This is a genomic window from Marinobacter sp. (assembly GCF_041595835.1).
GTDB lineage: Bacteria > Pseudomonadota > Gammaproteobacteria > Pseudomonadales > Oleiphilaceae > Marinobacter.
The window spans coordinates 94,176-115,768 of record NZ_JBFHJO010000005.1; the positions used below are offsets into that span (position 1 = coordinate 94,176).

General features: G+C 51.3%; 22 protein-coding genes and 1 pseudogene. 8 read left to right on the top strand and 15 right to left on the bottom strand.

The features are described 5' to 3' along the window. Nucleotides 1–82 precede the first annotated feature (82 nt). From ABYA77_RS03825 to pdxB, 3 genes are read left to right on the top strand one after another with little or no spacing between them, the layout of a single operon-like run. Nucleotides 83–646: an elongation factor P hydroxylase gene (locus tag ABYA77_RS03825; RefSeq protein WP_372964614.1), complete on the top strand. Its 564-nt coding sequence runs from the start codon at nucleotides 83–85 to the stop codon at nucleotides 644–646. Further along, a complete protein-coding gene (locus ABYA77_RS03830; RefSeq protein WP_372964615.1) occupies nucleotides 643–1,941 on the top strand; it encodes a DEAD/DEAH box helicase in 1,299 nt (432 codons plus the stop codon). The genes ABYA77_RS03825 and ABYA77_RS03830 overlap by 4 nt, the downstream gene beginning before the upstream one ends. A gap of 22 nt (nucleotides 1,942–1,963) precedes the next feature. Continuing rightward, the gene (gene pdxB, locus ABYA77_RS03835) at nucleotides 1,964–3,118 is read left to right on the top strand and encodes a 4-phosphoerythronate dehydrogenase PdxB (protein ID WP_372964616.1); all 1,155 of its coding nucleotides are present in this window, start codon (nucleotides 1,964–1,966) and stop codon (nucleotides 3,116–3,118) included. Nucleotides 3,119–3,187: 69 nt separating this feature from the next. Here pdxB and htpX read toward each other — a convergent pair whose 3' ends face one another. The 3 genes from htpX to ABYA77_RS03850 all read right to left on the bottom strand — a co-directional run bounded on the left by htpX (nucleotide 3,188) and on the right by ABYA77_RS03850 (nucleotide 5,863). Continuing rightward, nucleotides 3,188–4,069, bottom strand: a complete 882-nt coding sequence (htpX, locus tag ABYA77_RS03840) for a protease HtpX (RefSeq protein WP_372964617.1) — start codon at nucleotides 4,067–4,069, stop codon at nucleotides 3,188–3,190. 93 nt (nucleotides 4,070–4,162) lie between these two features. Beyond that, entirely contained in the window at nucleotides 4,163–4,636 is a 474-nt protein-coding gene (locus ABYA77_RS03845; protein ID WP_372964618.1) for a hypothetical protein, read from the bottom strand. A gap of 12 nt (nucleotides 4,637–4,648) precedes the next feature. Then, nucleotides 4,649–5,863: a pyridoxal phosphate-dependent aminotransferase gene (locus tag ABYA77_RS03850; protein WP_372964619.1), complete on the bottom strand. Its 1,215-nt coding sequence runs from the start codon at nucleotides 5,861–5,863 to the stop codon at nucleotides 4,649–4,651. A 254-nt stretch (nucleotides 5,864–6,117) separates the two neighbouring features. On the opposite strand from ABYA77_RS03850, the gene ABYA77_RS03855 reads away from it, so the two are divergent. Both ABYA77_RS03855 and ABYA77_RS03860 read left to right on the top strand, forming a co-directional pair. Then, nucleotides 6,118–6,603 carry a glutathione peroxidase gene (locus ABYA77_RS03855; RefSeq protein WP_372964620.1) on the top strand — a complete coding sequence of 162 codons (486 nt, stop codon included), beginning with the start codon at nucleotides 6,118–6,120 and terminating at the stop codon, nucleotides 6,601–6,603. After that, nucleotides 6,581–7,072 (top strand): MarR family winged helix-turn-helix transcriptional regulator, encoded by a 492-nt coding sequence (locus ABYA77_RS03860; protein WP_372964621.1) that lies wholly within the window; start codon nucleotides 6,581–6,583, stop codon nucleotides 7,070–7,072. The genes ABYA77_RS03855 and ABYA77_RS03860 overlap by 23 nt, the downstream gene beginning before the upstream one ends. On the opposite strand, the gene ABYA77_RS03865 is transcribed toward ABYA77_RS03860, so the two are convergent. Both ABYA77_RS03865 and ABYA77_RS03870 read right to left on the bottom strand, forming a co-directional pair. Continuing rightward, a complete protein-coding gene (locus ABYA77_RS03865; protein ID WP_372964622.1) occupies nucleotides 7,023–9,014 on the bottom strand; it encodes an ATP-binding protein in 1,992 nt (663 codons plus the stop codon). The genes ABYA77_RS03860 and ABYA77_RS03865 overlap by 50 nt on opposite strands. A 39-nt stretch (nucleotides 9,015–9,053) precedes the next feature. Further along, complete coding sequence (locus ABYA77_RS03870) at nucleotides 9,054–9,824, bottom strand: hypothetical protein (protein ID WP_372964623.1); 771 nt, start codon at nucleotides 9,822–9,824, stop codon at nucleotides 9,054–9,056. Nucleotides 9,825–10,060: 236 nt separating this feature from the next. Between ABYA77_RS03870 and ABYA77_RS03875 the strand changes: the two genes are divergently transcribed. After that, nucleotides 10,061–11,062, top strand: a complete 1,002-nt coding sequence (locus tag ABYA77_RS03875) for a LysR family transcriptional regulator (RefSeq protein ID WP_372964624.1) — start codon at nucleotides 10,061–10,063, stop codon at nucleotides 11,060–11,062. Here ABYA77_RS03875 and ABYA77_RS03880 read toward each other — a convergent pair. The 8 genes from ABYA77_RS03880 to ABYA77_RS03915 all read right to left on the bottom strand — a co-directional run bounded on the left by ABYA77_RS03880 (nucleotide 11,051) and on the right by ABYA77_RS03915 (nucleotide 17,998). Continuing rightward, nucleotides 11,051–12,016, bottom strand: coding sequence for a GNAT family N-acetyltransferase (locus ABYA77_RS03880; RefSeq protein ID WP_372964625.1), 966 nt, complete (start codon nucleotides 12,014–12,016; stop codon nucleotides 11,051–11,053). The two genes, ABYA77_RS03875 and ABYA77_RS03880, sit on opposite strands and share 12 nt — an antisense overlap. A gap of 3 nt (nucleotides 12,017–12,019) precedes the next feature. After that, nucleotides 12,020–13,171 carry a JmjC domain-containing protein gene (locus ABYA77_RS03885; protein WP_372964626.1) on the bottom strand — a complete coding sequence of 384 codons (1,152 nt, stop codon included), beginning with the start codon at nucleotides 13,169–13,171 and terminating at the stop codon, nucleotides 12,020–12,022. 14 nt (nucleotides 13,172–13,185) lie between these two features. Then, nucleotides 13,186–14,553, bottom strand: a complete 1,368-nt coding sequence (gene purB, locus ABYA77_RS03890; RefSeq protein ID WP_372964627.1) for an adenylosuccinate lyase — start codon at nucleotides 14,551–14,553, stop codon at nucleotides 13,186–13,188. Nucleotides 14,554–14,627: 74 nt separating this feature from the next. Beyond that, nucleotides 14,628–15,248 (bottom strand): high frequency lysogenization protein HflD, encoded by a 621-nt coding sequence (gene hflD, locus ABYA77_RS03895; protein WP_372964628.1) that lies wholly within the window; start codon nucleotides 15,246–15,248, stop codon nucleotides 14,628–14,630. Continuing rightward, nucleotides 15,245–16,423, bottom strand: a complete 1,179-nt coding sequence (mnmA, locus tag ABYA77_RS03900; RefSeq protein ID WP_372964629.1) for a tRNA 2-thiouridine(34) synthase MnmA — start codon at nucleotides 16,421–16,423, stop codon at nucleotides 15,245–15,247. The genes hflD and mnmA overlap by 4 nt, the downstream gene beginning before the upstream one ends. Nucleotides 16,424–16,474: 51 nt before the next feature. Further along, the gene (locus tag ABYA77_RS03905) at nucleotides 16,475–16,924 is read right to left on the bottom strand and encodes an NUDIX hydrolase (protein WP_372964630.1); all 450 of its coding nucleotides are present in this window, start codon (nucleotides 16,922–16,924) and stop codon (nucleotides 16,475–16,477) included. Then, a complete protein-coding gene (locus tag ABYA77_RS03910) occupies nucleotides 16,921–17,559 on the bottom strand; it encodes a pseudouridine synthase (RefSeq protein WP_372964631.1) in 639 nt (212 codons plus the stop codon). The genes ABYA77_RS03905 and ABYA77_RS03910 overlap by 4 nt, the downstream gene beginning before the upstream one ends. Before the next feature lie 136 nt (nucleotides 17,560–17,695). Further along, nucleotides 17,696–17,998, bottom strand: coding sequence for a cold shock domain-containing protein (locus ABYA77_RS03915; RefSeq protein WP_372964632.1), 303 nt, complete (start codon nucleotides 17,996–17,998; stop codon nucleotides 17,696–17,698). Nucleotides 17,999–18,349: 351 nt separating this feature from the next. On the opposite strand from ABYA77_RS03915, the gene clpS reads away from it, so the two are divergent. Then, nucleotides 18,350–18,709: an ATP-dependent Clp protease adapter ClpS gene (gene clpS / locus ABYA77_RS03920; protein WP_372964633.1), complete on the top strand. Its 360-nt coding sequence runs from the start codon at nucleotides 18,350–18,352 to the stop codon at nucleotides 18,707–18,709. 18 nt (nucleotides 18,710–18,727) lie between these two features. After that, nucleotides 18,728–20,995 (top strand): ATP-dependent Clp protease ATP-binding subunit ClpA, encoded by a 2,268-nt coding sequence (gene clpA, locus ABYA77_RS03925; protein WP_372964634.1) that lies wholly within the window; start codon nucleotides 18,728–18,730, stop codon nucleotides 20,993–20,995. A 51-nt stretch (nucleotides 20,996–21,046) separates the two neighbouring features. On the opposite strand, the gene infA is transcribed toward clpA, so the two are convergent. Both infA and ABYA77_RS03935 read right to left on the bottom strand, forming a co-directional pair. Further along, nucleotides 21,047–21,265, bottom strand: coding sequence for a translation initiation factor IF-1 (gene infA, locus ABYA77_RS03930; RefSeq protein WP_372964635.1), 219 nt, complete (start codon nucleotides 21,263–21,265; stop codon nucleotides 21,047–21,049). 82 nt (nucleotides 21,266–21,347) lie between these two features. After that, nucleotides 21,348–21,593 (bottom strand): annotated as a pseudogene (locus ABYA77_RS03935) (arginyltransferase); the annotation flags it as partial.

The following is a 21,593-nucleotide window of genomic DNA, read 5'->3' on the forward strand; positions in this document are numbered from 1 at the left end:
CTGTGAAAAGTTCCCTCTGGTATTGCCTGCTGTAAAGTCGCACAATAGCTAACCGATGAATCACAATCCAGACGATCTTATCATGCTGTTTAATGACCTGTTCCGGGAAAACTACCGGACTATTCTGGTCAAAGGCAGTGATGAACCGGAATACCTCCCGGCAGGTGAACCCGATGGGCTTGCCAGGGTGGTTTTTGCCCACGGTTTTTTCGCCAGTGCCCTGCATGAAATTGCCCACTGGTGCCTGGCTGGTGAGTACCGGCGTACTTTGCATGACTATGGGTACTGGTATTGTCCTGACGGGCGAACGCCGGAGCAGCAGCAGGCTTTTGAACGCGTTGAAGTAAAACCACAAGCCATTGAGTGGTTGTTGTCGCTGGCGGCTGGGTCCCGGTTTCATATCAGTGTGGATAATCTGGCTGGCGGTGGTGCTGCCAACGAGCAGGCTTTTCGGGAAAACGTTTGTCATCAGGCTGCTCACTATCTGGAACATGGTCTGCCAGAGCGGGCGCAGCAATTCTTCGATACGCTCATGCACTTCTACAATACTTCAGCTCGTTTTAAAGATAGCTGGGCTCGCGATAGGGTTCGCATCGCAGCTACGGGCACTGGACACGATCAAATAAGGATAACTGAAACTCTATGACATCTGACATAAAAGACACCGGCAAATTGCGCTTCAGTGATTTGAATCTGGACCAACGCCTGCTAGATGCCATTAGCAAAATCGGCTTTGAATATTGCACACCAATCCAGGCAGAAACTCTGCCGTGGACTCTGGCGTGTGAAGATCTGATTGGACAAGCCCAGACCGGCACGGGTAAAACCGCCGCTTTTCTGATTACCGCCATTCAGACGCTGCTGGAAACTCCGATAAATGAAAGCGACCGGTTTGCATCGGAGCCTCGGGTGCTGGCACTGGCGCCAACCCGTGAACTGGCTATGCAAATTGCCAAAGATGCAGAGCATTTATGCCAATACACCGGGCACAATGTTGTCACGGTTGTCGGCGGAATGAACTACGACAAGCAGCGTGAGCAACTGCAAAACGAAATAGTCGATATTCTGGTTGCTACTCCGGGCCGGTTAATCGACTTCCTGGGCTCACAGGATGTGTTTCTCGACCAGTTGGATATTCTGATCCTGGATGAAGCTGACCGGATGTTGGATATGGGCTTCATCCCCGATGTGAAACGCATTATTCGCAAGTGTACGCCTAAAGAAGATCGCCAGACGTTGCTGTTTAGCGCCACCTTTAATCAGGATGTTCTGAACCTCGCTTCCATGTGGACTCAAGGTGCTGAGTTTGTTGAGATCGAACCGGAACAAAAAACGGCGGAGCGGGTAGAACAAACTGTCTACCTGGTATCGGACGAGGACAAACTTCCGGTGCTGGTGAACTACCTCAAGCGCCCGGAAGTAGAAAAGGCGATTGTGTTTGCTAATCGCAGAGACCAGTGCAGGGATCTTGAAGAAGATCTTAAGAATCAGGGAGTCAAGGTATCCCTGATGTCTGGTGAAATCGCCCAGAACAAGCGCCTGAAAACCCTGGATCAGTTCAAGAAAGGGGAAATTCAGGTGTTGGTGGCTACAGATGTGGCTGGACGGGGTATTCACGTTAATGGCGTGACCCACGTGTTCAATTACAATCTTCCGGAGAATGCCGAAGATTATGTGCATCGCATTGGTCGAACTGGTCGAGCGGGTAAGACTGGCGTTTCCGTCAGTTTTGCCGGCGAAGATGACTCTTATGCATTGCCGGCTATAGAAACCTATATCAGCCAGAAGCTGAAAACCGGTATACCAGAAGAAGACCTGATGGTCGCCATGGAAAACCCGCCAATTACCCGGAAACGCGGTGGCCGCAGGCCACAATCCGGCCGTAGCACGGGGGGGCGTAATTCTGGCGGTCGGGGCCCGCAGCGCTCCCGTCGGAATTAATCGGGGTTTTGGAGAGCAGGTTATGTTGATCGTTGCAGATGAGAATATTCCATTACTCGACTCCTTTTTTGGCGATATTGGTGAGATTCGCCGGGTTACTGGCAGGACTCTTAACCGGAGCCAGGTCGAAGATGCTGATATTCTCCTGGTGCGCTCGGTGACGAAAGTGAACCGCGAACTTCTTGAAGGTACGCGGGTTCGCTTTGTTGGCACGGCGACCATAGGAACCGATCATATTGATGTGGAGTGGCTGAAAGAGCAGGGTATCGGCTTTACCGCAGCGCCTGGGTGTAATGCGCGAAGTGTAACGGAGTATGTCCTTGCGGTTGTTTCTTTGTTTGCTGACCAGCTTGGAATTGATGATTGGTCAACACTGAGTGTAGGGATCGTTGGAGCCGGCAATGTGGGCAGCGAACTGGCCAGAGTGCTGGACCGTCTTGGTTTCGGCGTGAAATTGTGCGACCCACCCAGAGAAGAAGACGAATCAGGCTCTGATGAGGAGTTCGTGTGTCTGAGTGACGTCCTCAAGTGCGATGTGGTGACCTTGCACACGCCCTTGACCCGAACCGGTGATCACGCAACGTATCATATGGTGTCGGATCAGGAGTTGGCCGCCCTGAGTTCTGAGCAGTTACTCATCAACGCTGGCCGGGGTGAGGTTATTGATTCTGAGGCCTTGATGCGCCGACTCACCCAGGCAAATGCGCCTGTGGTTGCTTTGGATGTTTGGGAGAATGAGCCTCGTATCAATCCGGAGTTGGTGGATCGGGTTTGGCTGGCGACGCCCCATATTGCCGGGTATAGCCTGGAAGGCAAAGTGCAGGGTACCGAGATGGTATATCAGGCGCTTTGTCGTTTCCTGGGGCTGCCAGTGCGTAAAAAGGCGGGGCAGTTTTTACCCGAACCGGCGTTGAGCAAGATGTCTTTCACTCGTAATGCGGTTGAAGATGAAGCCATCAGGCTTGCTCTGAGCGCTTGCTATGACCCTAGGCAAGACGATCTTCGGTTGAGGCGTACGATGAAGGGTTCACAAGACGAGCGAGCGGAGGCGTTTGATCGCCTGCGCCGGGATTATCCTGTGCGCAGGGAATGCTCTAGTCTGAAAATCCAGCTCAAGGGCAGTAGTAAATCGTTGCAGGATCGTTTCAGAGCCATGGGTTTCAAGCTGAATATCTAGTCAGAAAGAGTGCAGGTCATAAATAAGAAGGGGCGCATCTGCGCCCCTTCTTATTTATGACAGTAAAGCTTACAGACTTGCCTTCTGGAGTGCAGCAATCCGGTCCTCAAGTGGCGGGTGGGTCATGAACAAGGCTGAAAGGCCCGCTCGGGCACCACGGTTTATACCGAAAGCCTGTAGTGTATCCGGCATTTGATCAGGCACTTCGCTTTCCTGTTTCAGGCGGGCCAGGGCGTTGATCATGGCGCCTCGACCGGCTAGTTGTGCGCCGGCAATGTCTGCCCGGAACTCCCGGCGACGGGAAAACCAGAACACGATGGTGCTCGCCAGAATGCCAAGGACCATCTCCGCCACGATGCTGACAATGAAGAAGCCCATGCCGTGGCCGTTTTCATTTTTGAAGACTACACGATCCACAAATGAGCCAATCACTCGTGATGCAAATATAACGAAGGTGTTTACCACGCCTTGTATCAGGGTCAGAGTGACCATATCACCGTTTGCTACATGGCCGATCTCGTGGCCAAGCACTGCGGTGATCTCCTCTTTGTTAAATCTGTGCAGCAGGCCTTCGCTGACGGCAACCAAAGCGTTGTTTTTATTCCAGCCCGTTGCAAATGCATTGGATTGGGAGGCTGGAAAAATCGCAACTTCAGGCATACCAATGCCCGCCTTCCTGGCAAGTTCGGCTACCGTATCTACCAACCAGCGCTCAGCTGGCGTACGGGGAGATTCAATAATCCGTGCCTTGGTGCTCCATTTTGCCAGGTGCTTGGATATAAGCAGGGAAATGAACGAACCGGTAAATCCGAATATTGCCGCGAATATTAGCAGTGAGCTGTAGTCGATTCCCTGCTGGGCCATGTAGCTGTCTACGCCGAGCAGGCGGAGGGTAAAGCTCGCAACCAGGATAACGGCCAGGTTTGTAGCTAAAAACAGCAGAATGCGCATAGAGTTTTCCTGTCTAAATGTACGCCGGAAATCGTTGTCTTTCTGCCTGTTATATGTGGATTGCATTCATGTCTTCAAGGGGCTTAACGTCCTTTAATGAAAGGTGTCCTCGCTGACATCCATAAAAAACGCTGACTGAACCGCGAGACTGATCTGACTTGAGCTGCCGCTTTTCAGGGCACTGCGCAGCAAATGAATGTAGGTGGATAGGTCTTTCTGTACAGACAGTGGCAGTTCTTGTGCCGGAGGTTGTGCTCTGAGTTTTGAAACCAGGGCTTTAGGTGCAGGGGCGCTCAGGCGAATGAAAGCACTTCGTGTAAGCACAGCCTGATCGAGTGCTTCTTGCCGGATAGTGTCGACATAACGTAAAAATCCCTCTTCTGAAAGCCAGAGCAGGGCGCCAAAGCATGCCATGTGCCGGTTGCTGTGCAGGCCAAACTCATCAGTGTCATCCTGCCCTGCGATGTCTTCCACAAACAGGTTAATACGCCGCGGGAAGGCAGCGTAAAGTTGGACCAGTGCGATGGCAACGTCCTTGTAAAACTCTTCTACGTGAATGTCGGCCACGTCAGCACCCTTTTACTGGCGGTAATGCTCAAGGAAGTTACCTAGTCTGTTCATCGCATCCACCAGGGTATCGACTCTGGGCAGGAACACGACTCTGAGATGCTGTTGGTCATCGACGTTAAAAGCTGACCCCTGAACCAGCAGAATCTTTTCCTGCAGGAGAAGATCTAATACCAGTTTTTCATCGTTCAGAACGGGGAATTTTTTTGGGTCCAGTTTCGGGAACATATAAAGTGCGCCCTGAGGCTTCACACAGCTGACGCCGGGAATGTCGTTCAGCATTCTCCAGGCTACTTCGCGCTGCTCGTACAGACGGCCGCCTGGTGCAACTAAATCGTTGATGGACTGGTAGCCACCCAACGCTGTTTGAATGGCAAGCTGAGCTGGTACGTTTGCACAGAGGCGCATGTTCGAAAGCATTTCGATGCCTTCGATAAGGTCTTTTGCCCGATGCTTAGCACCGCTGATGATCATCCAGCCAGAACGGTATCCGGCCGCACGATAGTTTTTGGACAGGCCGTTATAAGTGAAGAACAGGACATCTTCCGCCAATGAGGCGATGGACGTATGGACTGTGCCGTCATAAAGAATTTTGTCGTAGATCTCATCCGCCAGAATGATCAGACTGTGCTTTCTGGCTAATTCAATCACCTGGTGCAGTAGTTCTTCGGAATACACAGCACCTGTGGGGTTGTTCGGGTTAATCAGAACAATTGCCTTGGTACGGGGCGTGATTTTCTTTTTGATGTCATCGATATCCGGGAACCAGTTCTGCTGCTCATCACAACGATAATGCACGGGTTTGCCGCTGGATAGAGTGACAGCGGCTGTCCACAGAGGATAGTCGGGGGCGGGGATGAGTACTTCATCGCCGGTGTTCAGCATGGCCTGCATGGACATTACGATGAGCTCACTGACGCCATTACCCAGGTAGATATCGTCGATATCGACTTTGCCAATACCACGTTGCTGGCAATAGTGCATAACAGCCTTGCGGGCGGAGAACAGCCCCTTGGACTCAACATAGCCTTGAGCCTGCTGTATGTTGTAAATCACGTCCTGCTGAATTTCTTCAGGAACGTCCAGTTCAAAAGCCGCAGGATTTCCAATGTTCAGTTTCAGTACCCGGTGGCCTTCTTCTTCCAGCCGACGCGCTTCACGCAGAACTACGCCGCGGATTTCATAACAAACATTATCGAGTTTGGCGGATTTGAAGTAGCTATGCATGGTGTGCTGACGTCCTTAACTAACGGTCTGGAAGAGTTACCCGGGGTAACACAAGCGTTCTATTCTAGCGGAGTGAGACGCAAAGGTAACAGGGGCAAATGTGTTCAATTGTGGCGAATATCGGATTGTTTATCTCTGGCGCTTAAAGTGACCCCTCTCCTATTCACTCAAATGAGTTGCAAAAAGCCTGGTTTTTAACAATTTAATTGTACACAATATAACTTGGGATGTTGAGATAAACGAGGGATAAATTTATGGCTGGCGAATCTATATATGATTTCAGTGCCAAAGATGTAAAAGGCAATGACGTTGCAATGTCTGACTACCGTGGAAAGGTGCTGCTGATCGTTAATACCGCTTCCAAGTGCGGCTTTACGCCTCAGTTTGAAGGGTTGCAGGAGCTCCACAAAGAGCTTGGCGATAAAGGTTTTGAGGTGTTGGGGTTTCCATGCAACCAGTTCATGAATCAGGACCCCGGCAGTGATGAATCCATCAGCCAGTTTTGCTCACTGAATTATGGTGTGGATTTCCCGATGTTTTCCAAAATTGAAGTGAATGGAGAAGGCACTCACCCTTTGTATCGTTTTCTGAAAAAAGAGGCCAAGGGCCTGATGGGTACCGAAAAGGTTAAGTGGAATTTTACGAAGTTCCTTGTTGATGCTGAAGGCCATGTGGTTCGTCGTTATGCGCCGACGGTAAAGCCGGCGGAAATCCGGGATGATATCGAAAAGTTGCTCTGAAATGGCCGGGGTTGACGAGTTGTTAGCGCTGGACAATCAGATTTGTTTTGCGCTCTACGCTGCGAATCGGGCGGTTACGGCACGATACCGGCCTCTGCTTAGTGACCTGGGGCTGACCTATCCGCAATATCTGGTGATGCTTGTTCTGTGGGAGCAGGACAGGGCGGGGCAGTCGCCAACGGTATCTGAACTGGGGCGGCGTTTGCGGCTGGACTCAGGCACGTTGACACCGCTATTGAAAAGGCTGGAAGAACGGATGCTTATAAAGCGGAACCGTAGTTCAGACGATGAGAGGGTGGTGAGAGCCTCGCTGACCGGCACAGGGCGACAGCTCCGCTCCAGGGCTGTGAACATTCCGGAACAGCTACTATGTGGTCTGGATGTTGACCCAGACCGTCTTATGGCATTGAGGGGTGAGCTCAGGCGTCTGCTTGAGGCTCTTGAGGGTGTGGAGCCCAGCGGGCAATAACTTCTTTAAGTTGTTTGCGGTTATAGGGCTTTGTAATGTAGTCGTCCATGCCAGATGCAAGGCAATCTTCCCGGTCGCCTTGCATAACATTTGCGGTCACGGCAACAATTGGTAAATTTTTCCATCGTGGATTTTGGCGAATAACCCGGGTAGCTTCATAGCCATCCATAACCGGCATCTGGCAATCCATCAATATCAGGTCATAGCTATTTTGCTCAATGGCATCAACCGCTTTTTGTCCATTTTCTGCCAGATCAACCTGGTGTCCCAGTTTTCTCAGAATGCTTCTGGCTACGATCTGATTCACTTGGTTATCTTCAACCAAAAGAATCTTCATAGGTTGCACCGGTTGAATTGATTCGCCGGGAGGTGACAGGGCATGTTGCGGTGTCTGATCGTGAACAGGTAGGGGTAAGGTGACAGTAAAGTGAGTGCCTCTGCCGACCTTCGAGTCTACCTGGATTTGTCCGTGCATGCGCTCAACGAGCTGTCTGCAAAGTGTCAGGCCAAGACCTGTTCCTCCATAGAGCCGGGTGGTGTCTGAGTCTGCCTGAGAGAATGGTGAGAAAATCCTGTGCAGACCTTCCCGGGACATGCCGATGCCGGTATCAATCACTTCTATTCGGAGCTTGCCAGAGGAATAGCCTGCTCTGACTTTAATCGTGCCTGTATCCGTAAATTTGACAGCGTTACTTAACAAGTTGTTGAGTATTTGCCGGGTACGCGTCGGGTCTCCCAAAAAGGTTTCTGGCAGGTTTGAATCGATTTCACAGATCAGGTCAATGTGCTTTTGTCTGGCTTGCTGGCCATGGAGTGTTGCACACTCTTCAATTAACCCCCGTACCGTAAAGGGTATGTTTTCCAGGCTCAGTTTGCCGGCTTCAACTTTTGAAATGTCTAGAATGTCATTGAGGAGGTTAAGCAGGTTTTCCCCGGCTCTCACTGCTATTTCAATGCGGTTTCTCTGCTCTGGGTTATTTTCATTTTCCAGGGCCAGCCCCAGCATGCCGAGCACCCCGTTTAATGGTGTGCGTATTTCGTGGCTCATGCTGGCCAGAAAGTTGGCTCTTGCGCGAGCTCTTCGAACTGCATCTTCTTTAGCTTTGACGAGTGCGTGATTACCTCTCTGCAAAGCTTCGTTTTTTTCAGAAATCTCTCGTGTACGCTCTTCGACTTCATATTCCAGCTGGCTCGAGTAGTTTTTTATGGAGCTCTCGGCGTTACGGAGCCTGGCTACACTGCTTTCCATGTTCTGGAGGTGTTGGTTAATGATGCCAACCATCGCGCCGATTTCGTCGTTCTGATGGTTGTCAGGTACTGGAAGACGGATTTTCTCCGGGGAGCGCTCGTTAACCTGGCTCAGAGCATTGATAAGGCTCATCATTGGCCGGGTCAGTACAACATAGAAAATTGTCAGTAGTGCGATGGTTAATATGAGGCTTTTAAGTAAGCCGATCAGTAAAGTATGGCAGGCACGATTCAGAAACTGAAAGCCGTAATGATATGTGTCGAACGTCAGAACCAGCTTGCCCAGTGGCAGCTCTTTGAGTTGAGGTACCTGCAGGGTCTCATCAAATGTGCGGCTTGGGCCGAACAGAAAGTCGCTCATCCATCTGTAGTGTGAGGTCGCGCTTCGTTTGCTGGCAGATGACATGGTCTGGCCATCGCTGTCGATAATGCGCGCATCGATGGTGGCCGGGTGGCGCAGTAGTCCGTGCAACAGCTCCTCAGCAAGGCGCACATCAATGTTATAGGCAATTTGCGAGGCTGGGCTGTGGCTGATTTTCAGTAGCGCCTGAACTTCCTCGTCCATGGCGTTTTGTGCCGTAAAGTAGTCGAGAGTTATTTGCGCGAGATTGAGAATCAGCCCGAGAGCCATGGCTACCAGAACAGTGTCCCGGGTGAGCCGGTAAGAAAGCCGTTGCCTGAATCTGTTAAACACGTTGAGTGATTATCCCTGCGTTGGCTTTCTTATCTGATTTTAGCTGTCGTAATCTGCCCGTTTCTTCCATGAATCGTCATCCTGAAGAAAGTTATCCCATTCCTGGTCAAGTTTGGAAGTGTTCCTTACGTCGGAATTGCCATCCAGCAGACTGGCTTCGAGCTCTTTGATTCGGATTCTGAAGCTTTTCACGGCTTTAAGAGCCAGAGCGTTGTCTTTTGATTTGCCCATTTCCGTGCTGGCCAGGTGGTAAGCATGAATGGCTTTTCGGGTTTCATTGTGGCGAATGTAGTCCCTCGCCTGAAATACATGTAGATCTGCATGGGTTTTGTGGATTAGAAACAGCACGTATTTCAGGTTTTGTTTGGCCGTTGCTGAATCTACCCGACCACTTTTATGCATGCTTTCAATCAATTTGAAGAGGCTGTGTAAAAGTTCTTTTACGTAGCTGGCTTTTTCCGGAGAATCAATTTTTACCGGAGGGTAGCGATCCGTTTTACTGATAACCTGTTGTTGAATTTGTTTCACGGATTCAAGCCATTTATCAACGGGTTTGTCTGATTTCAATGCAAGCAATGCATTGCAGGCATCTTCCATCTGCTTGAGCAAGATGAGCTTAAGGTCGGTGTTCAGGTATTGTCCTGGAATTTCGGTTAGCAAGCGTGAAGCCCGGTTATAACTGTCCTGTTGGGCTGTTGTTTTTCGAACGCGTTCGATCCGGGCTTTTTCCCGCATTTGGCTAAAGACAATAATCACCAGGGATATGGCAACGATTGCCGCAAGTATCAGCACGATGGTAGTAGGTTCCATGGTGATGGTCTGGCTCCGAATTCAGGTAGGCGACAGGTGATTAAGGGCAGGCCGCCAACTGTTAATGTTGTTGGGTAACTTTCTGAAAGCCTAGCAGAAATCTTGCTATTCGTCCGTATTCTATTGTATTCGTAAATTATGCATTCATTTTATGAATTATTAAGATGCTGTATATTGTTTTGCTGAATAATAGTGGCTGCTGGCTTTCTGTATTTTCATACCCATAGGTGCGATAGATGGATATTTCCCGTGTAGATTTGAACCTGCTGGTGTACCTGGATGTACTGCTCAGGGAGCGTAACGTCACCAAGGCTGCAAACCATCTGGGGATTACTCAGCCGGCCATGAGCAATGGTTTAAGGCGGTTACGGGATTTGTTTGGTGACCCAATTCTGGTGCGGACCAGTGAAGGCATGACGGCTACCGAGCGTGCACGGGAACTTCAGCCGCTGGTTCGTTCTATCCTTTCTGACATTGAGCAAGCTGTTCAGGAAAAGACACCCTTTGCCGCACAAGACAGTCAGCGCGTATTTCGGATAATGGCCAGTGATTACGCGGAATCATGCTTAATGCCTCGGGTTCTTCGACGTATTCGGCAGGAGGCGCCCCATGTGACCCTGGATGTGCTCACTCCCAGTGATGTGAGTTTTCTGGACGTGGAGCAGGGCAGGTTGGATATGGCGATTAACCGGTTTGACAAGATTCCGCAATCATTCCATCAGAAAACACTTTGGACTGAACATTTCGCTTGTTTGATGAATGCCCGAAATCCGGTTCTCAATGAGCCCTTTACTCTGGATACCTATCTGGGGGCCAGCCACATATGGGTCAGCAAAACCGGGTTTGGTGTCGGTGTCGGGGTTAACCCAAAGGATGTTCAGCGACTGGGCTGGGTTGATGAAGCGTTGGGCCGGATGGACCGGAAAAGGCAGATTTCGGTTTTTACGCGACACTATCAGGTGGCCATGTTGCTCGCGGAACAGCACGACTTGATTGCTACTTTGCCTTCCCGGGCGGCCTGGCTTCAGAAGGATAATGCAAATCTGGTGGTTAAAGTTCCGCCCTTTGAAATCCCGCCTTTTGAACTGAAGATGGCCTGGAGCCCACTGCTGCAGCACAACTCGGATCATCAGTGGTTGCGAAAGCTCATCGCGGAAGTGGCGGAGGAAGTGGACGAGGAGTTTGCACCCTTCGGTGCTCAGTTTGAATCATCGCAGCCGCTTGATTCAGAGCGGTAGTTCTCGCAATTCCAGTGAGGGCTGAGCGGCATCCCACATACGCTGAAAGGCTTCTTCCTTAAGCTTTATTCGTCTTCCGCCCGTAAAGTTGGCAAAGCCTTTAGGGTTGTTAAAATCGTGCCGACAAAGAATGCCTTCCCGGTCTACCAGCAGAAAAGGCTGGTCTTCCTGTGGATGGTTTTCATTTACCAGCCGGAGTTCTATCCGGCTGGGGAGACGGCGCATCAGCTCAATCAATCGATGACGCTTTTTTACCAATGGCTTGTCATCGTGTATAAGCAGGCGTACGTCACTTAACCTGTGTTGGCGAGCGACGGCAGAAACCAATTCGGTCAGTTGGTGACGGTCATAACGGTCGTGATCAAGCACCTGGTCGTAGATCCATAGCCTTTGCCTCGCCTGGCCTGCCAGCGAGTCCATCAAGCTTAACAATGTGCTTTCCTGATCAAAAAACCAGCTTTCTGTGTCGGCACCGAGAATCAGTGGGTTTGGATGTTCGTCGGTGGCTTCATGGGCCAGTTTGGGGGCCAGGCAACGCATGTCCAGGTGGGGGATGCCAGCGTCGTCATAAGGTGTAGAGCAGATATGAAATCCGCAGCGTTGGTAGAAGCCTATGGCATGTTGCTGTGCTGAAAGCCGGAGTTCCTGAAAGCGATCACCAGATTCTTCAAGCAGATGGCGTATCAACGCCTCACCAATACCTTGGCCTCGATATTCCGGCAGCACGGCCATTCGGCCGATGTATCCGGTTTCCTCGAGGGCTGAGAACAAGCGGGCTGTCGCGATGGGGGTATTGTTCTGACCTACGACGAGATAGTGGTCTGCTATCTCGTCAGTGTCGTCCCATTCCAGTTCAGGTGGAACGTTCTGTTCATCAATGAACACCCTCTGGCGGATGTCACGAACAGACTTCGGTGCCAATTGCCAGCTGTATTTACGGAATTTCAGTGTCATCGCTTACTCGAAGTAGACAGAGCCCTGATTGTAAAGTGTGGTCAGTAATCCGAGAAGTGCTTCATCGTCAGAAAACTCAGACAGTTCAGCCATATTGATGTGCGCCCCGGCACACAACAATGGTGCGAAAGGTCGTGCGTCACCTTTCAGCAGGTATTGTTCACCATCGACGAACAGGGCGGTTTCATTATCCAGTTCATGGTAGGCAAAACGGGAACCTTCATTCCAGCGCAGTTGCTCACCGGCCTGGATCGCTTCGGCAAAGTCTTCAGGGGTGGCGGGCTCATCAGCGGGAACTACGATATCCAGACTTTTGGGCGCTGTGGTGAACTGGCCAAACCAGAGGGCCAGTTTGCGACGGTCGTTGATCTGTTCACGAATGACTCTGTCAAGGCGATCGATGACTTCAGATGTGATCGTGCCGGGGTTGTCCTGCACCTCCAGATCCGGATCGTCCAGGTGTTCTGCTGCGCCATCCTGATTACACAGATAGTCGGTATAGCCAGTGAGCAGGTCATCTATGGTCGGAGCACGAAAGCCCACAGACAGAGTGATGCAGTCGTCTTCGGCAATGCCGTAATGGCCGATTCCTGGTGGCAGGTACAACATATCGCCCGGTTCCAGTGTTACGGTTTCTTCACCTTCCCAGCTGCTGAGAATACGCAGGGGAGTGCCATCTACTCGTGGTGAGGTATGGTCACATTGGCCGCCGAAGGTCCAGCGGCGGTGTCCCTGGGCTTGCAGAAGAAAGACATCGTACATGTCGTAATGCGGGCCAACGCTACCGCCTTTGGGGGCGTAACTGGCCATGATGTCATCAAGGCGCCAGTTGGGAATAAAGCGAAATTGCTCGAGCAGCTCTGAGATGTCCGGAACCCAGTGGTCCAGCCCCTGAACCAAGAGTGTCCAGTCTTGTTCGGGCAATTCACTGAAGCGTTCCGGGGTGAATGGGCCATTATGGAGCTGCCAGGGCTTTCCTGCGTCATCTTCGATGATGATGCGTGATTCAACGGCTTCTTCGCAGGCAAGACCTGCAAGTTCGTCAGGGCTCACCGGGCATTGAAAACCAGGGAAAGCCTGACGGATGACGAGAGGTTTTTTCTGCCAGTATTCTCGCAGAAATTCAGAAGCTGTCAGTCCGCCAAGCATGTCCATGGTGTTACTCCCGTTCAGATGTTGCCGGCCTGTTCGACCGCGTTGCCAATGTAGGTTCCCGGAGTCAGGGTGCGCAGCTCTGCTTTTGCGTGTTCCGGAATATCAAGAGTTTCCACGAAATTCTGAATGACTTCTGCTGTCATGGCCTTGCCGCGGGTCAGATCTTTAAGCTTCTCGTAAGGTTTTTCAATGTTGTAACGGCGCATTACGGTCTGGATGGGTTCAGCCAGTACTTCCCATGCGTTGTTCAGGTCATCGTTCAAGCGAGACGGGTTGATTTCCAGCTTGCCCAGGCCTTTGAGAGTAGCTTCGTATGCAATCAGACTGTGGGCGAAACCAACACCCAGGTTACGCAGCACGGTAGAGTCGGTCAGGTCACGCTGCCAGCGAGAGATCGGCAGTTTGGCAGAGAGGTGGCCGAAAATGGCGTTAGCGATGCCCAGATTGCCTTCAGAGTTTTCGAAATCGATTGGGTTAACCTTATGAGGCATGGTGGATGAGCCAATTTCGCCCGCCACGGTTTTTTGCTTGAAGTAGCCCAGGGAAATGTAGCCCCAAACATCACGGTCCAGGTCGATCAGGATGGTATTGAAGCGCGCGATGGCGTCGTACAGCTCGGCAATGTAATCGTGAGGTTCGATCTGGGTGGTGTAAGGGTTCCAGTCCAGGCCGAGTCGTTCAATGAACTCTTTTGCATTGGCTGCCCAGTCAATCTGAGGATAAGCCGACAGGTGTGCGTTGTAGTTACCTACAGCACCGTTGATCTTGCCCAGCAGTTCAACAGCTTTGATCTGTTTGATCTGGCGGCGCAGGCGGTAAACCACGTTCGCCAGCTCTTTGCCCACAGTGGTGGGGGATGCTGTCTGGCCGTGGGTACGTGACAACATGGGTTGTTCGGCGTGCTCTTTGGACAGTTCCGCGAGTTTGTCGACAACCTTTTCCATGGCGGGCAGAAGACCTTGGTCCAGACCTTCCCGCAGCATCAGGGCATGAGATAAATTGTTGATGTCTTCTGAGGTGCAGGCAAAGTGTACGAACTCCGTAACGGCGTGCAGCTCCGGTACGTCAGCGATTTTTTCTTTGATCAGGTACTCAACCGCTTTAACGTCGTGGTTGGTTGTGCGCTCGATTTCTTTAATGCGCTCGGCATCAGCCAGGCTGAACTCACTGACCATTTTGTCCAGAAATGCGTTGGCTTCTGCAGAGAATGCCGGCACTTCGGTAATTGCAGGGTGTTCGGCCAGCTTCTGTAGCCAGCGGATCTCGACGGTTACCCGGTTACGGATCAGACCGTATTCACTGAAGATGCTGCGAAATACGCTGACTTTGCTGCCGTAGCGTCCATCGACCGGGGAAATGGCGGTCAGGGCGGTGAGTTCCATCGAAAACCTCTCAGTTCATCAAAGAATCGGATTAGAAATTAGGGGCTATATAATACACCAGCGCGGGGATCGAATCAGCGCAACAACTCGCGGGCGTGGTTGATGACTTTTTTCCGGGAGAAAATCAGTTGCCAGCGACGGCCTCCACATTGCCGCCAAAGTACGGCTGAACGAATGCCCGCCAGCAGCAAGGCTCTGACTTTAGAAGCATTTTCATCCTGCTGAAGTACCCGGGGATTGCCGCTAACCTGAATGCGCAGACGGAAGGTGCTGATGGTGTCGCCGTAGATTGATGCCAGATTACTGATCAGGTTGCTGTGGCTGTAGCCAAAGTGGCTGGCGGTGTGGCGGGCCTGTTCAATGCGATTGCCAATGACATCAAGCATGTCAGGACTGTTCTTCAGTTTGGATTCCAGTTGAATCAGATTCAGCACGTAACGAAGTATTTCGACGTCTTGTGAACGGCTTTGCTGTGCCAGAGATGTTGACAGCGCTTCAAGGCCTTCACGAATGTCAGAAATTTCACCACCGTAGACATCCAGCGTTGACGCTGGATCTGTAGCGAATAGTGAACGAAGACAGGTTTCCATGCTTTCTTCGCTGCAGGTGCCTTTATGCGCGACTTGTTGTACCAAAGCGGCGGCCTGGAACAGTCCACCAAGCGCTAGAGTCTGGTCATGCAAGGTGCGACTCATGAATGCTCCCCGGCTGTGTCTGCCTGGTTCAGTCGCTCTGGAAGCGCTTCTCCGTCACGCCAGGTTTCTTCGATGACACCGCCGCCCAGACAAACGTCATTGATATAAAACACGACAGACTGGCCAGGAGTGACCGCACGCTGAGCGTCGTCAAACACGACCTTTACGCCACCGTCGATAACGGTAACATCACAGTCCTGATCTGGTTGGCGATAGCGTGTTTTTGCTTTGCAACGGAATTGTTGAGCAGGTGGTTCGCCCGAGATCCAGTCAATAGGGCCTGACGCCAATCCTCGCGAAAACAGCAGAGGGTGGTGTTTACCTTGCACGGCAATAAGAACGTTTCTGGTGAGATCCTTTTCTGCCACGTACCACGGTTCGTCACCAAACTTGGCCAGCCCTCCAATGCCCAGGCCCTGACGCTGGCCAATCGTGTGGTACATCAACCCCTGGTGTTTGCCGATCACTTCGCCATCGGGTGTTTCGATGTTTCCGGGTTGCGCTGGCAGGTACTGCTTAAGGAAGTCGGTGAATTTTCGCTCACCAATGAAGCAGATTCCTGTGGAGTCTTTTTTATCGTGGGTGATGAACCCTTGTGCTTCGGCAATACGACGCACTTCGGGTTTCTCCAGCTCACCGACGGGGAATAAGGTGCGGGCAATGCGATCACCGGAAACAGCGTGCAGGAAATAGCTTTGATCTTTATTGGAATCCAGTCCTTTCAGTAATTCGGCTTTACCGCTGCCGTCGTTCAGTGGACGCTGGCGGGTGTAATGCCCCGTGGCAATGTAATCTGCGCCTAGTGTGATGGCGTAGTCCAGAAAAGCCCGGAATTTCACTTCTTTGTTACACAGAATGTCCGGGTTTGGAGTGCGACCGGCGCTGTACTCGGACAAAAAGTGCTCGAACACCCGGTCCCAGTATTCAGCGGCAAAGCTGGCAGTATGCAGTTTGATACCCATTGTATCAGCCACTGCCTGCGCGTCGGCGAGGTCGGTCATGGCTGTGCAATATTCTGTGCCGTCGTCTTCATCCCAGTTCTTCATGAAGAGGCCTTCCACCTGGTAGCCCTGGTCCTTTAACAGCCAGGCAGCAACCGAGGAGTCTACGCCGCCGGACATGCCGACGATTACGCGGGTGTTTTGAGGGGCTTTAGTGTCAGGATTTTGAGTCATGGGCCTACTGGTAACCGGTGAGAAAGCGGCGATTTTAACACCTTGAGTGAGTTACGTCTGTCCGTCGACGACTACATCAAGGGGGAATTGTCGTCCGTTTCGGTAATCCTCGATGCACTGCAATACCAGTGGGCTGCGTAGCGTGCTGCCGAGCGCCCGGATTTCGTTCAACGTAAGCCAGTGGGGGGCGATGATGCCTTCGTCCAGCTCAGAAGTGACTTGTCTGACAGGCTTGGCTGCATAGCAGAAACGATGGTAAGTAACGCCGTTAGCAGGGGCTTTGTAGGTGTATACGCCCAGAAAGTACGTTGGTTCCACTTCCCAGCCGGTTTCTTCAAGTGTTTCACGACGTGCGGCATTCAGAATAAGTTCATCTTCTTCTATGTGCCCGGCGGGCTGGTTGAAAACAACCTTACCACCACTGATTTCTTCCACCAGCAAAAACCGCCCGTGATCGTCTTCCACAATAACAGCTACGGTGGCGTGAGGTGTCCAGGTCATTTCTTTTGAGTTCTCCTGTCAGCTCTATTGGATCGGGTTATAGGGCGGCCCGGCTTCATGATGTTTGGCTTTGAGGGGCCAGGAAGGTGCACTCGTTCGAGTCTGAACTCTCCTGGCTGAAGCTGATCAAGTGTCCAGTCGCCAATACGGAAGCGTATCAGCCTAAGGGTAGGGTAGCCGGCGGCCGCTGTCATTCTTCGTACCTGTCGGTTTCGCCCCTCAGTAATGGTGAGTTCGAGCCAGCTGGTGGGTATGGATTCTCGGTACCGCACTGGGGGAACTCTGGGCCAGACGTTTGGTGGTGTCATGCGCCGGGCTTTTGCTGGGCGAGTGGGGCCATCTTTAAGATTTACGCCGCCGCACAGCTTCATTATGGCTTCGTCAGAAATTTCACCCTCAACCTGTACCCAGTATGTTTTAGGCATTTTGTTTTGGGGAGAGGAAATCCGGTGTTGAAGCGGGCCGTAATTGGTCAGTAACAGAAGTCCTTCGGAGTCATAATCCAAACGTCCGGCAGGGTAAAACCCGGGACTCTTTATCCAGTCAGCTAGCGTTGCTCGGGAGTTACTTGTACGTTCGTCAGTAAACTGGCTGAGTACCTGAAAGGGTTTGTTGAACAGGATCAGTTCCGCCATTCACAGGTTCCTGTCAGTTGCGAAAGGGCTGAGGTGACAAGCCTACTGGATTGACCGGAATGAAAAAAGCATAAAAAGAACATCCCGCCGGTTGTAACCGGCAGGAATCAGTGGACAGGTCGCCTTGAACCAGGTGTCAGGCGTTGGCGGCTTTGGATTGGTATCCTTCGTGATCGGAGTGGTTCTGGCCGTTAGTTTGAGTGCCCTGGTTTTCCCGTGAACTCTGTGCAGGAATGTCGTCTGGCACAATGTTCACTGCATGAACGCCTTTGTCACTCGGCTTTTTGTCGAAAGTGACTGGCTGGCCCGCCTTCAGGGTTTTGTACCCTTCTATCTGAACCGAAGAGAAATGAGCAAACAGATCATCGCTGCAGCCATCTTCGATGATGAAGCCGTATCCCTTGGCATTGTTGAACCATTTAACTTTGCCCCTAGGCATGATGAACTCTCCTGTCCCTTTGCTGTCACTCTTATTATTGGAGTAGATGCTTTATTACCGGTCGCAATGATTCTGTGCCGGCCCCGGCGCGCAATCCCGTGTGTCTGGTTGCGCCTGGATACACTACACCTGTATAGCGTTACATTAATTTACAATGAATGTTAACTCTCGACCAATACTGTTTCTGAGTCAAGAGTCACAGGCGTTTGAATAACTGTTTCATCAGGGTATGGAATCGGTATCATGTTAAAAATGATAAATAACCCATGCCTGAGTCGGGGGTCTGCCTTGAAAACGCCTCGCTTGGTAACCACATTAAGTTAGCAATCCGAATAATCGGTAAGTAGAACCATGCGGACAATTGAGAATTCTCTACTAGTATTCAATCAGGGGGAGGATGAACAACCCGGGCGTCAAGGTGGTGTGAGTGTTGCACCCGCAAAGCCCGCTCTGAAGCGCCCCGCCCGGTATAGGGTGGTACTCCTGAACGATGATTACACCCCCATGGATTTCGTGGTGGAGGTGTTGATGACATTCTTCGGAATGAATGAAGAAAAGGCGACGCAGGTGATGCTGCTCGTCCATACGCAGGGAAAGGCCGTATGTGGGGTATATACCCGCGACATCGCAGAAACGAAGGCAGCACAGGTGAATCAGTATTCTTCAGAATGCGAACACCCGTTGCTTTGCGAGATTGAACGCGCGGACTGACAGACCTAGGGGTAGCCCATGCTGAGCAAAGATCTTGAACTTACACTGAATACAGCCTTCAAAAATGCTCGCGACAAGCGTCATGAGTTTATGACTGTCGAGCATTTGATGCTGGCTCTTCTTGACAATGAATCGGCAGTGGGAGTGCTGAAAGCTTGTGGTGCAGACCTCAAACAGCTTGAGGACGAATTGGTTGAGTTTGTTGATTCGACGACTCCGTTAATCCCGACCAGTGACGGTGATAGAGAGACGCAACCTACGCTAGGCTTTCAGCGTGTCCTGCAGCGTGCAGTGTTTCATGTGCAGTCATCCGGGAAAAAAGAGGTGACCGGTGCCAACGTGCTGGTTGCCATTTTCAGTGAGCAGGAAAGTCAGGCTGTTTATGTTCTCAAAAAGCAGAATGTTGCGCGCATTGATGTGGTGAATTTTGTGTCTCATGGCATTTCCCGTGTGCAGGGTGCAGAAGACCAGGAAGGCGGCGAACACATTCAGGAAGAGGCAGGTGAAGAAGGTGGTCATGCCCGGCCTCTGGAAAATTATGCTGCGAACCTGAACGAACAGGCTCGCCAGGGCCGGATTGACCCGTTGATTGGCCGTGAACTTGAAGTTGAGAGAGTGGTACAGATTCTGGCCCGTCGCCGTAAAAACAACCCCTTGTTAGTGGGTGAGGCTGGCGTAGGTAAAACAGCGATTGCTGAGGGGCTGGCCAAGCGGATTGTCGACGGCGAGGTGCCGGAAATTATTTCGGATGCGGTAGTTTACTCTCTGGATATGGGAGCGTTACTAGCGGGCACTAAATACCGTGGAGATTTCGAAAAACGCCTTAAAGGTTTGCTCAGTGATCTGAAGAAACAAGAGCATGCCATTCTTTTCATTGATGAAATTCATACCATTATTGGTGCTGGAGCCGCCTCCGGTGGCGTGATGGATGCCTCCAACCTGCTTAAGCCGATGTTGAGCTCCGGTGAGTTGCGTTGCATTGGTTCAACCACCTTCCAGGAGTTCCGTGGCATCTTTGAGAAGGACAGTGCTTTGGCACGTCGCTTCCAGAAGATTGATGTGAACGAGCCTAGTGTCGAGGATACCTATCAGATTCTGAAAGGGCTGAAACCCAGCTTTGAGAAACATCATGATCTGACTTATACCGACCAGGCACTTCGGGTTGCGGCAGAACTGGCCGATCGCTATATCACAGACCGCCATATGCCAGATAAAGCCATTGATGTGATTGATGAGGCGGGCGCTCGTCAGCGCCTGCAGCCAGAAGACAAACGTAAGAAAACCGTTGAAGTTTCTGATATCGAAGATGTTGTTGCGAGTATTGCGCGGATTCCGCCCAAGAATGTCTCCACTAATGACAAAGATTTGCTCCGGAATCTGGAGCGGAACCTTAAAATGGTTGTGTTCGGGCAAGACCCGGCCATTGAATCGTTGTCGACAGCCATCAAGCTCGCTCGTGCTGGCTTGAAAGCGCCCGAGAAGCCCGAAGGAGCCTTCCTCTTTGCCGGTCCTACGGGTGTCGGTAAAACTGAGGTGACCAAGCAGCTGGCTAAAGTTCTGGGTATCGAGCTTGTCCGCTTTGATATGTCGGAATATATGGAGCGCCATACTGTCTCCCGTTTGATTGGCGCGCCCCCAGGGTATGTCGGATACGATCAGGGTGGTTTGCTGACGGAAGCTGTCAATAAACATCCACATTGTGTGCTGCTATTGGATGAGATTGAAAAGGCTCACCCGGAAGTGTTCAACCTGTTATTGCAGGTTATGGATCACGGCACACTGACCGATAACAATGGTCGTAAAGCAGACTTCCGTCATGTAATTCTGGTGATGACCACCAACGCAGGTGCGGAGAATATGGCTCGCCGCTCGATCGGTTTCAGTGAGCAGGATCACAGCACGGATGGCATGGAGGTTATCAGCAAAACCTTCACGCCTGAGTTCCGTAACCGTCTGGATGGCATCATTCAATTTGCTGATCTGCAGAAGGCAACCATTACGCATGTGGTGGACAAGTTCCTGACAGAGTTGCAGGCCCAACTGGATGAGAAGCATGTGGTGCTACATGTGGATGACGCCGCAAAATCCTGGCTGGCAGATAAGGGCTATGATGTCACGATGGGTGCAAGACCCATGGCCCGTCTGATTCAGGACAAGATCAAGCGGCCGCTGGCAGAACAGATTCTGTTTGGGCGGTTATCGGAGAAAGGTGGAGATGTGTTCATCCAGCTTGAGAACGATGAGCTTGTCTTTGAATACGAAGATGAACCGGCTGAGGCTATCTGAGGTAACAAAAAAGCCCCGCATTAGCGGGGCTTTTCAGATGTCATGCGAGTATTAACGGGCGCGGTAAACGATGCGGCCTTTGCTCAGGTCGTAGGGAGTCAGCTCAACCTTGACCTTGTCACCAGTCAGGATGCGAATGTAGTTCTTGCGCATCTTTCCTGAGATGTGTGCGGTCACAATGTGGCCGTTTGACAGCTCAACGCGGAACATGGTGTTGGGAAGGGTGTCTACAATAACGCCTTCCATTTCAATGACATCTGATTTCGCCATTCAGTAAAAACCTCGTTCGGAAAACTTTTCGGTGATTTTAAATTGCGCAATTCTGCCTGATTTCTTGCCGTTTGGCAAAAATTCACTCGTCTTTCATTTCACGCCACTGCCCATCCTGAAGGGCTTCTATGGGTTTGTAGCGGGTTTTGTAGGTCATTTTTTTGCAGTCTTTGATCCAGTAGCCCAGGTAAAGATGGGGTAATTCGCGCCGTTGGGTTTCCTGGATCTGCCAGAGTACGGCGTAGGTACCGAGGCTTCGGCTATCATATTCAGGAGCGAACACAGTATAAATAGCCGATAAACCATCATTCAGCAGGTCGATAGCAGC

Bases quoted from the DNA above. Each gene is read 5' to 3' on its own strand.
- ABYA77_RS03860 (WP_372964621.1), top strand. From the start codon at position 6,581: ATGATATCGAAAAGTTGCTCTGAAATGGCCGGGGTTGACGAGTTGTTA.
- clpS (WP_372964633.1), top strand. From the start codon at position 18,350: ATGCGGACAATTGAGAATTCTCTACTAGTATTCAATCAGGGGGAGGAT.
- ABYA77_RS03875 (WP_372964624.1), top strand. From the start codon at position 10,061: ATGGATATTTCCCGTGTAGATTTGAACCTGCTGGTGTACCTGGATGTA.
- ABYA77_RS03870 (WP_372964623.1), bottom strand. From the start codon at position 9,824: ATGGAACCTACTACCATCGTGCTGATACTTGCGGCAATCGTTGCCATA.
- ABYA77_RS03910 (WP_372964631.1), bottom strand. From the start codon at position 17,559: ATGGCGGAACTGATCCTGTTCAACAAACCCTTTCAGGTACTCAGCCAG.
- ABYA77_RS03855 (WP_372964620.1), top strand. From the start codon at position 6,118: ATGGCTGGCGAATCTATATATGATTTCAGTGCCAAAGATGTAAAAGGC.
- hflD (WP_372964628.1), bottom strand. From the start codon at position 15,248: ATGAGTCGCACCTTGCATGACCAGACTCTAGCGCTTGGTGGACTGTTC.
- ABYA77_RS03830 (WP_372964615.1), top strand. From the start codon at position 643: ATGACATCTGACATAAAAGACACCGGCAAATTGCGCTTCAGTGATTTG.
- ABYA77_RS03825 (WP_372964614.1), top strand. From the start codon at position 83: ATGCTGTTTAATGACCTGTTCCGGGAAAACTACCGGACTATTCTGGTC.
- infA (WP_372964635.1), bottom strand. From the start codon at position 21,265: ATGGCGAAATCAGATGTCATTGAAATGGAAGGCGTTATTGTAGACACC.
- htpX (WP_372964617.1), bottom strand. From the start codon at position 4,069: ATGCGCATTCTGCTGTTTTTAGCTACAAACCTGGCCGTTATCCTGGTT.
- ABYA77_RS03880 (WP_372964625.1), bottom strand. From the start codon at position 12,016: ATGACACTGAAATTCCGTAAATACAGCTGGCAATTGGCACCGAAGTCT.
- clpA (WP_372964634.1), top strand. From the start codon at position 18,728: ATGCTGAGCAAAGATCTTGAACTTACACTGAATACAGCCTTCAAAAAT.
- ABYA77_RS03850 (WP_372964619.1), bottom strand. From the start codon at position 5,863: ATGCATAGCTACTTCAAATCCGCCAAACTCGATAATGTTTGTTATGAA.
- pdxB (WP_372964616.1), top strand. From the start codon at position 1,964: ATGTTGATCGTTGCAGATGAGAATATTCCATTACTCGACTCCTTTTTT.
- ABYA77_RS03885 (WP_372964626.1), bottom strand. From the start codon at position 13,171: ATGGACATGCTTGGCGGACTGACAGCTTCTGAATTTCTGCGAGAATAC.
- purB (WP_372964627.1), bottom strand. From the start codon at position 14,553: ATGGAACTCACCGCCCTGACCGCCATTTCCCCGGTCGATGGACGCTAC.
- ABYA77_RS03915 (WP_372964632.1), bottom strand. From the start codon at position 17,998: ATGCCTAGGGGCAAAGTTAAATGGTTCAACAATGCCAAGGGATACGGC.
- ABYA77_RS03905 (WP_372964630.1), bottom strand. From the start codon at position 16,924: ATGACCTGGACACCTCACGCCACCGTAGCTGTTATTGTGGAAGACGAT.
- mnmA (WP_372964629.1), bottom strand. From the start codon at position 16,423: ATGACTCAAAATCCTGACACTAAAGCCCCTCAAAACACCCGCGTAATC.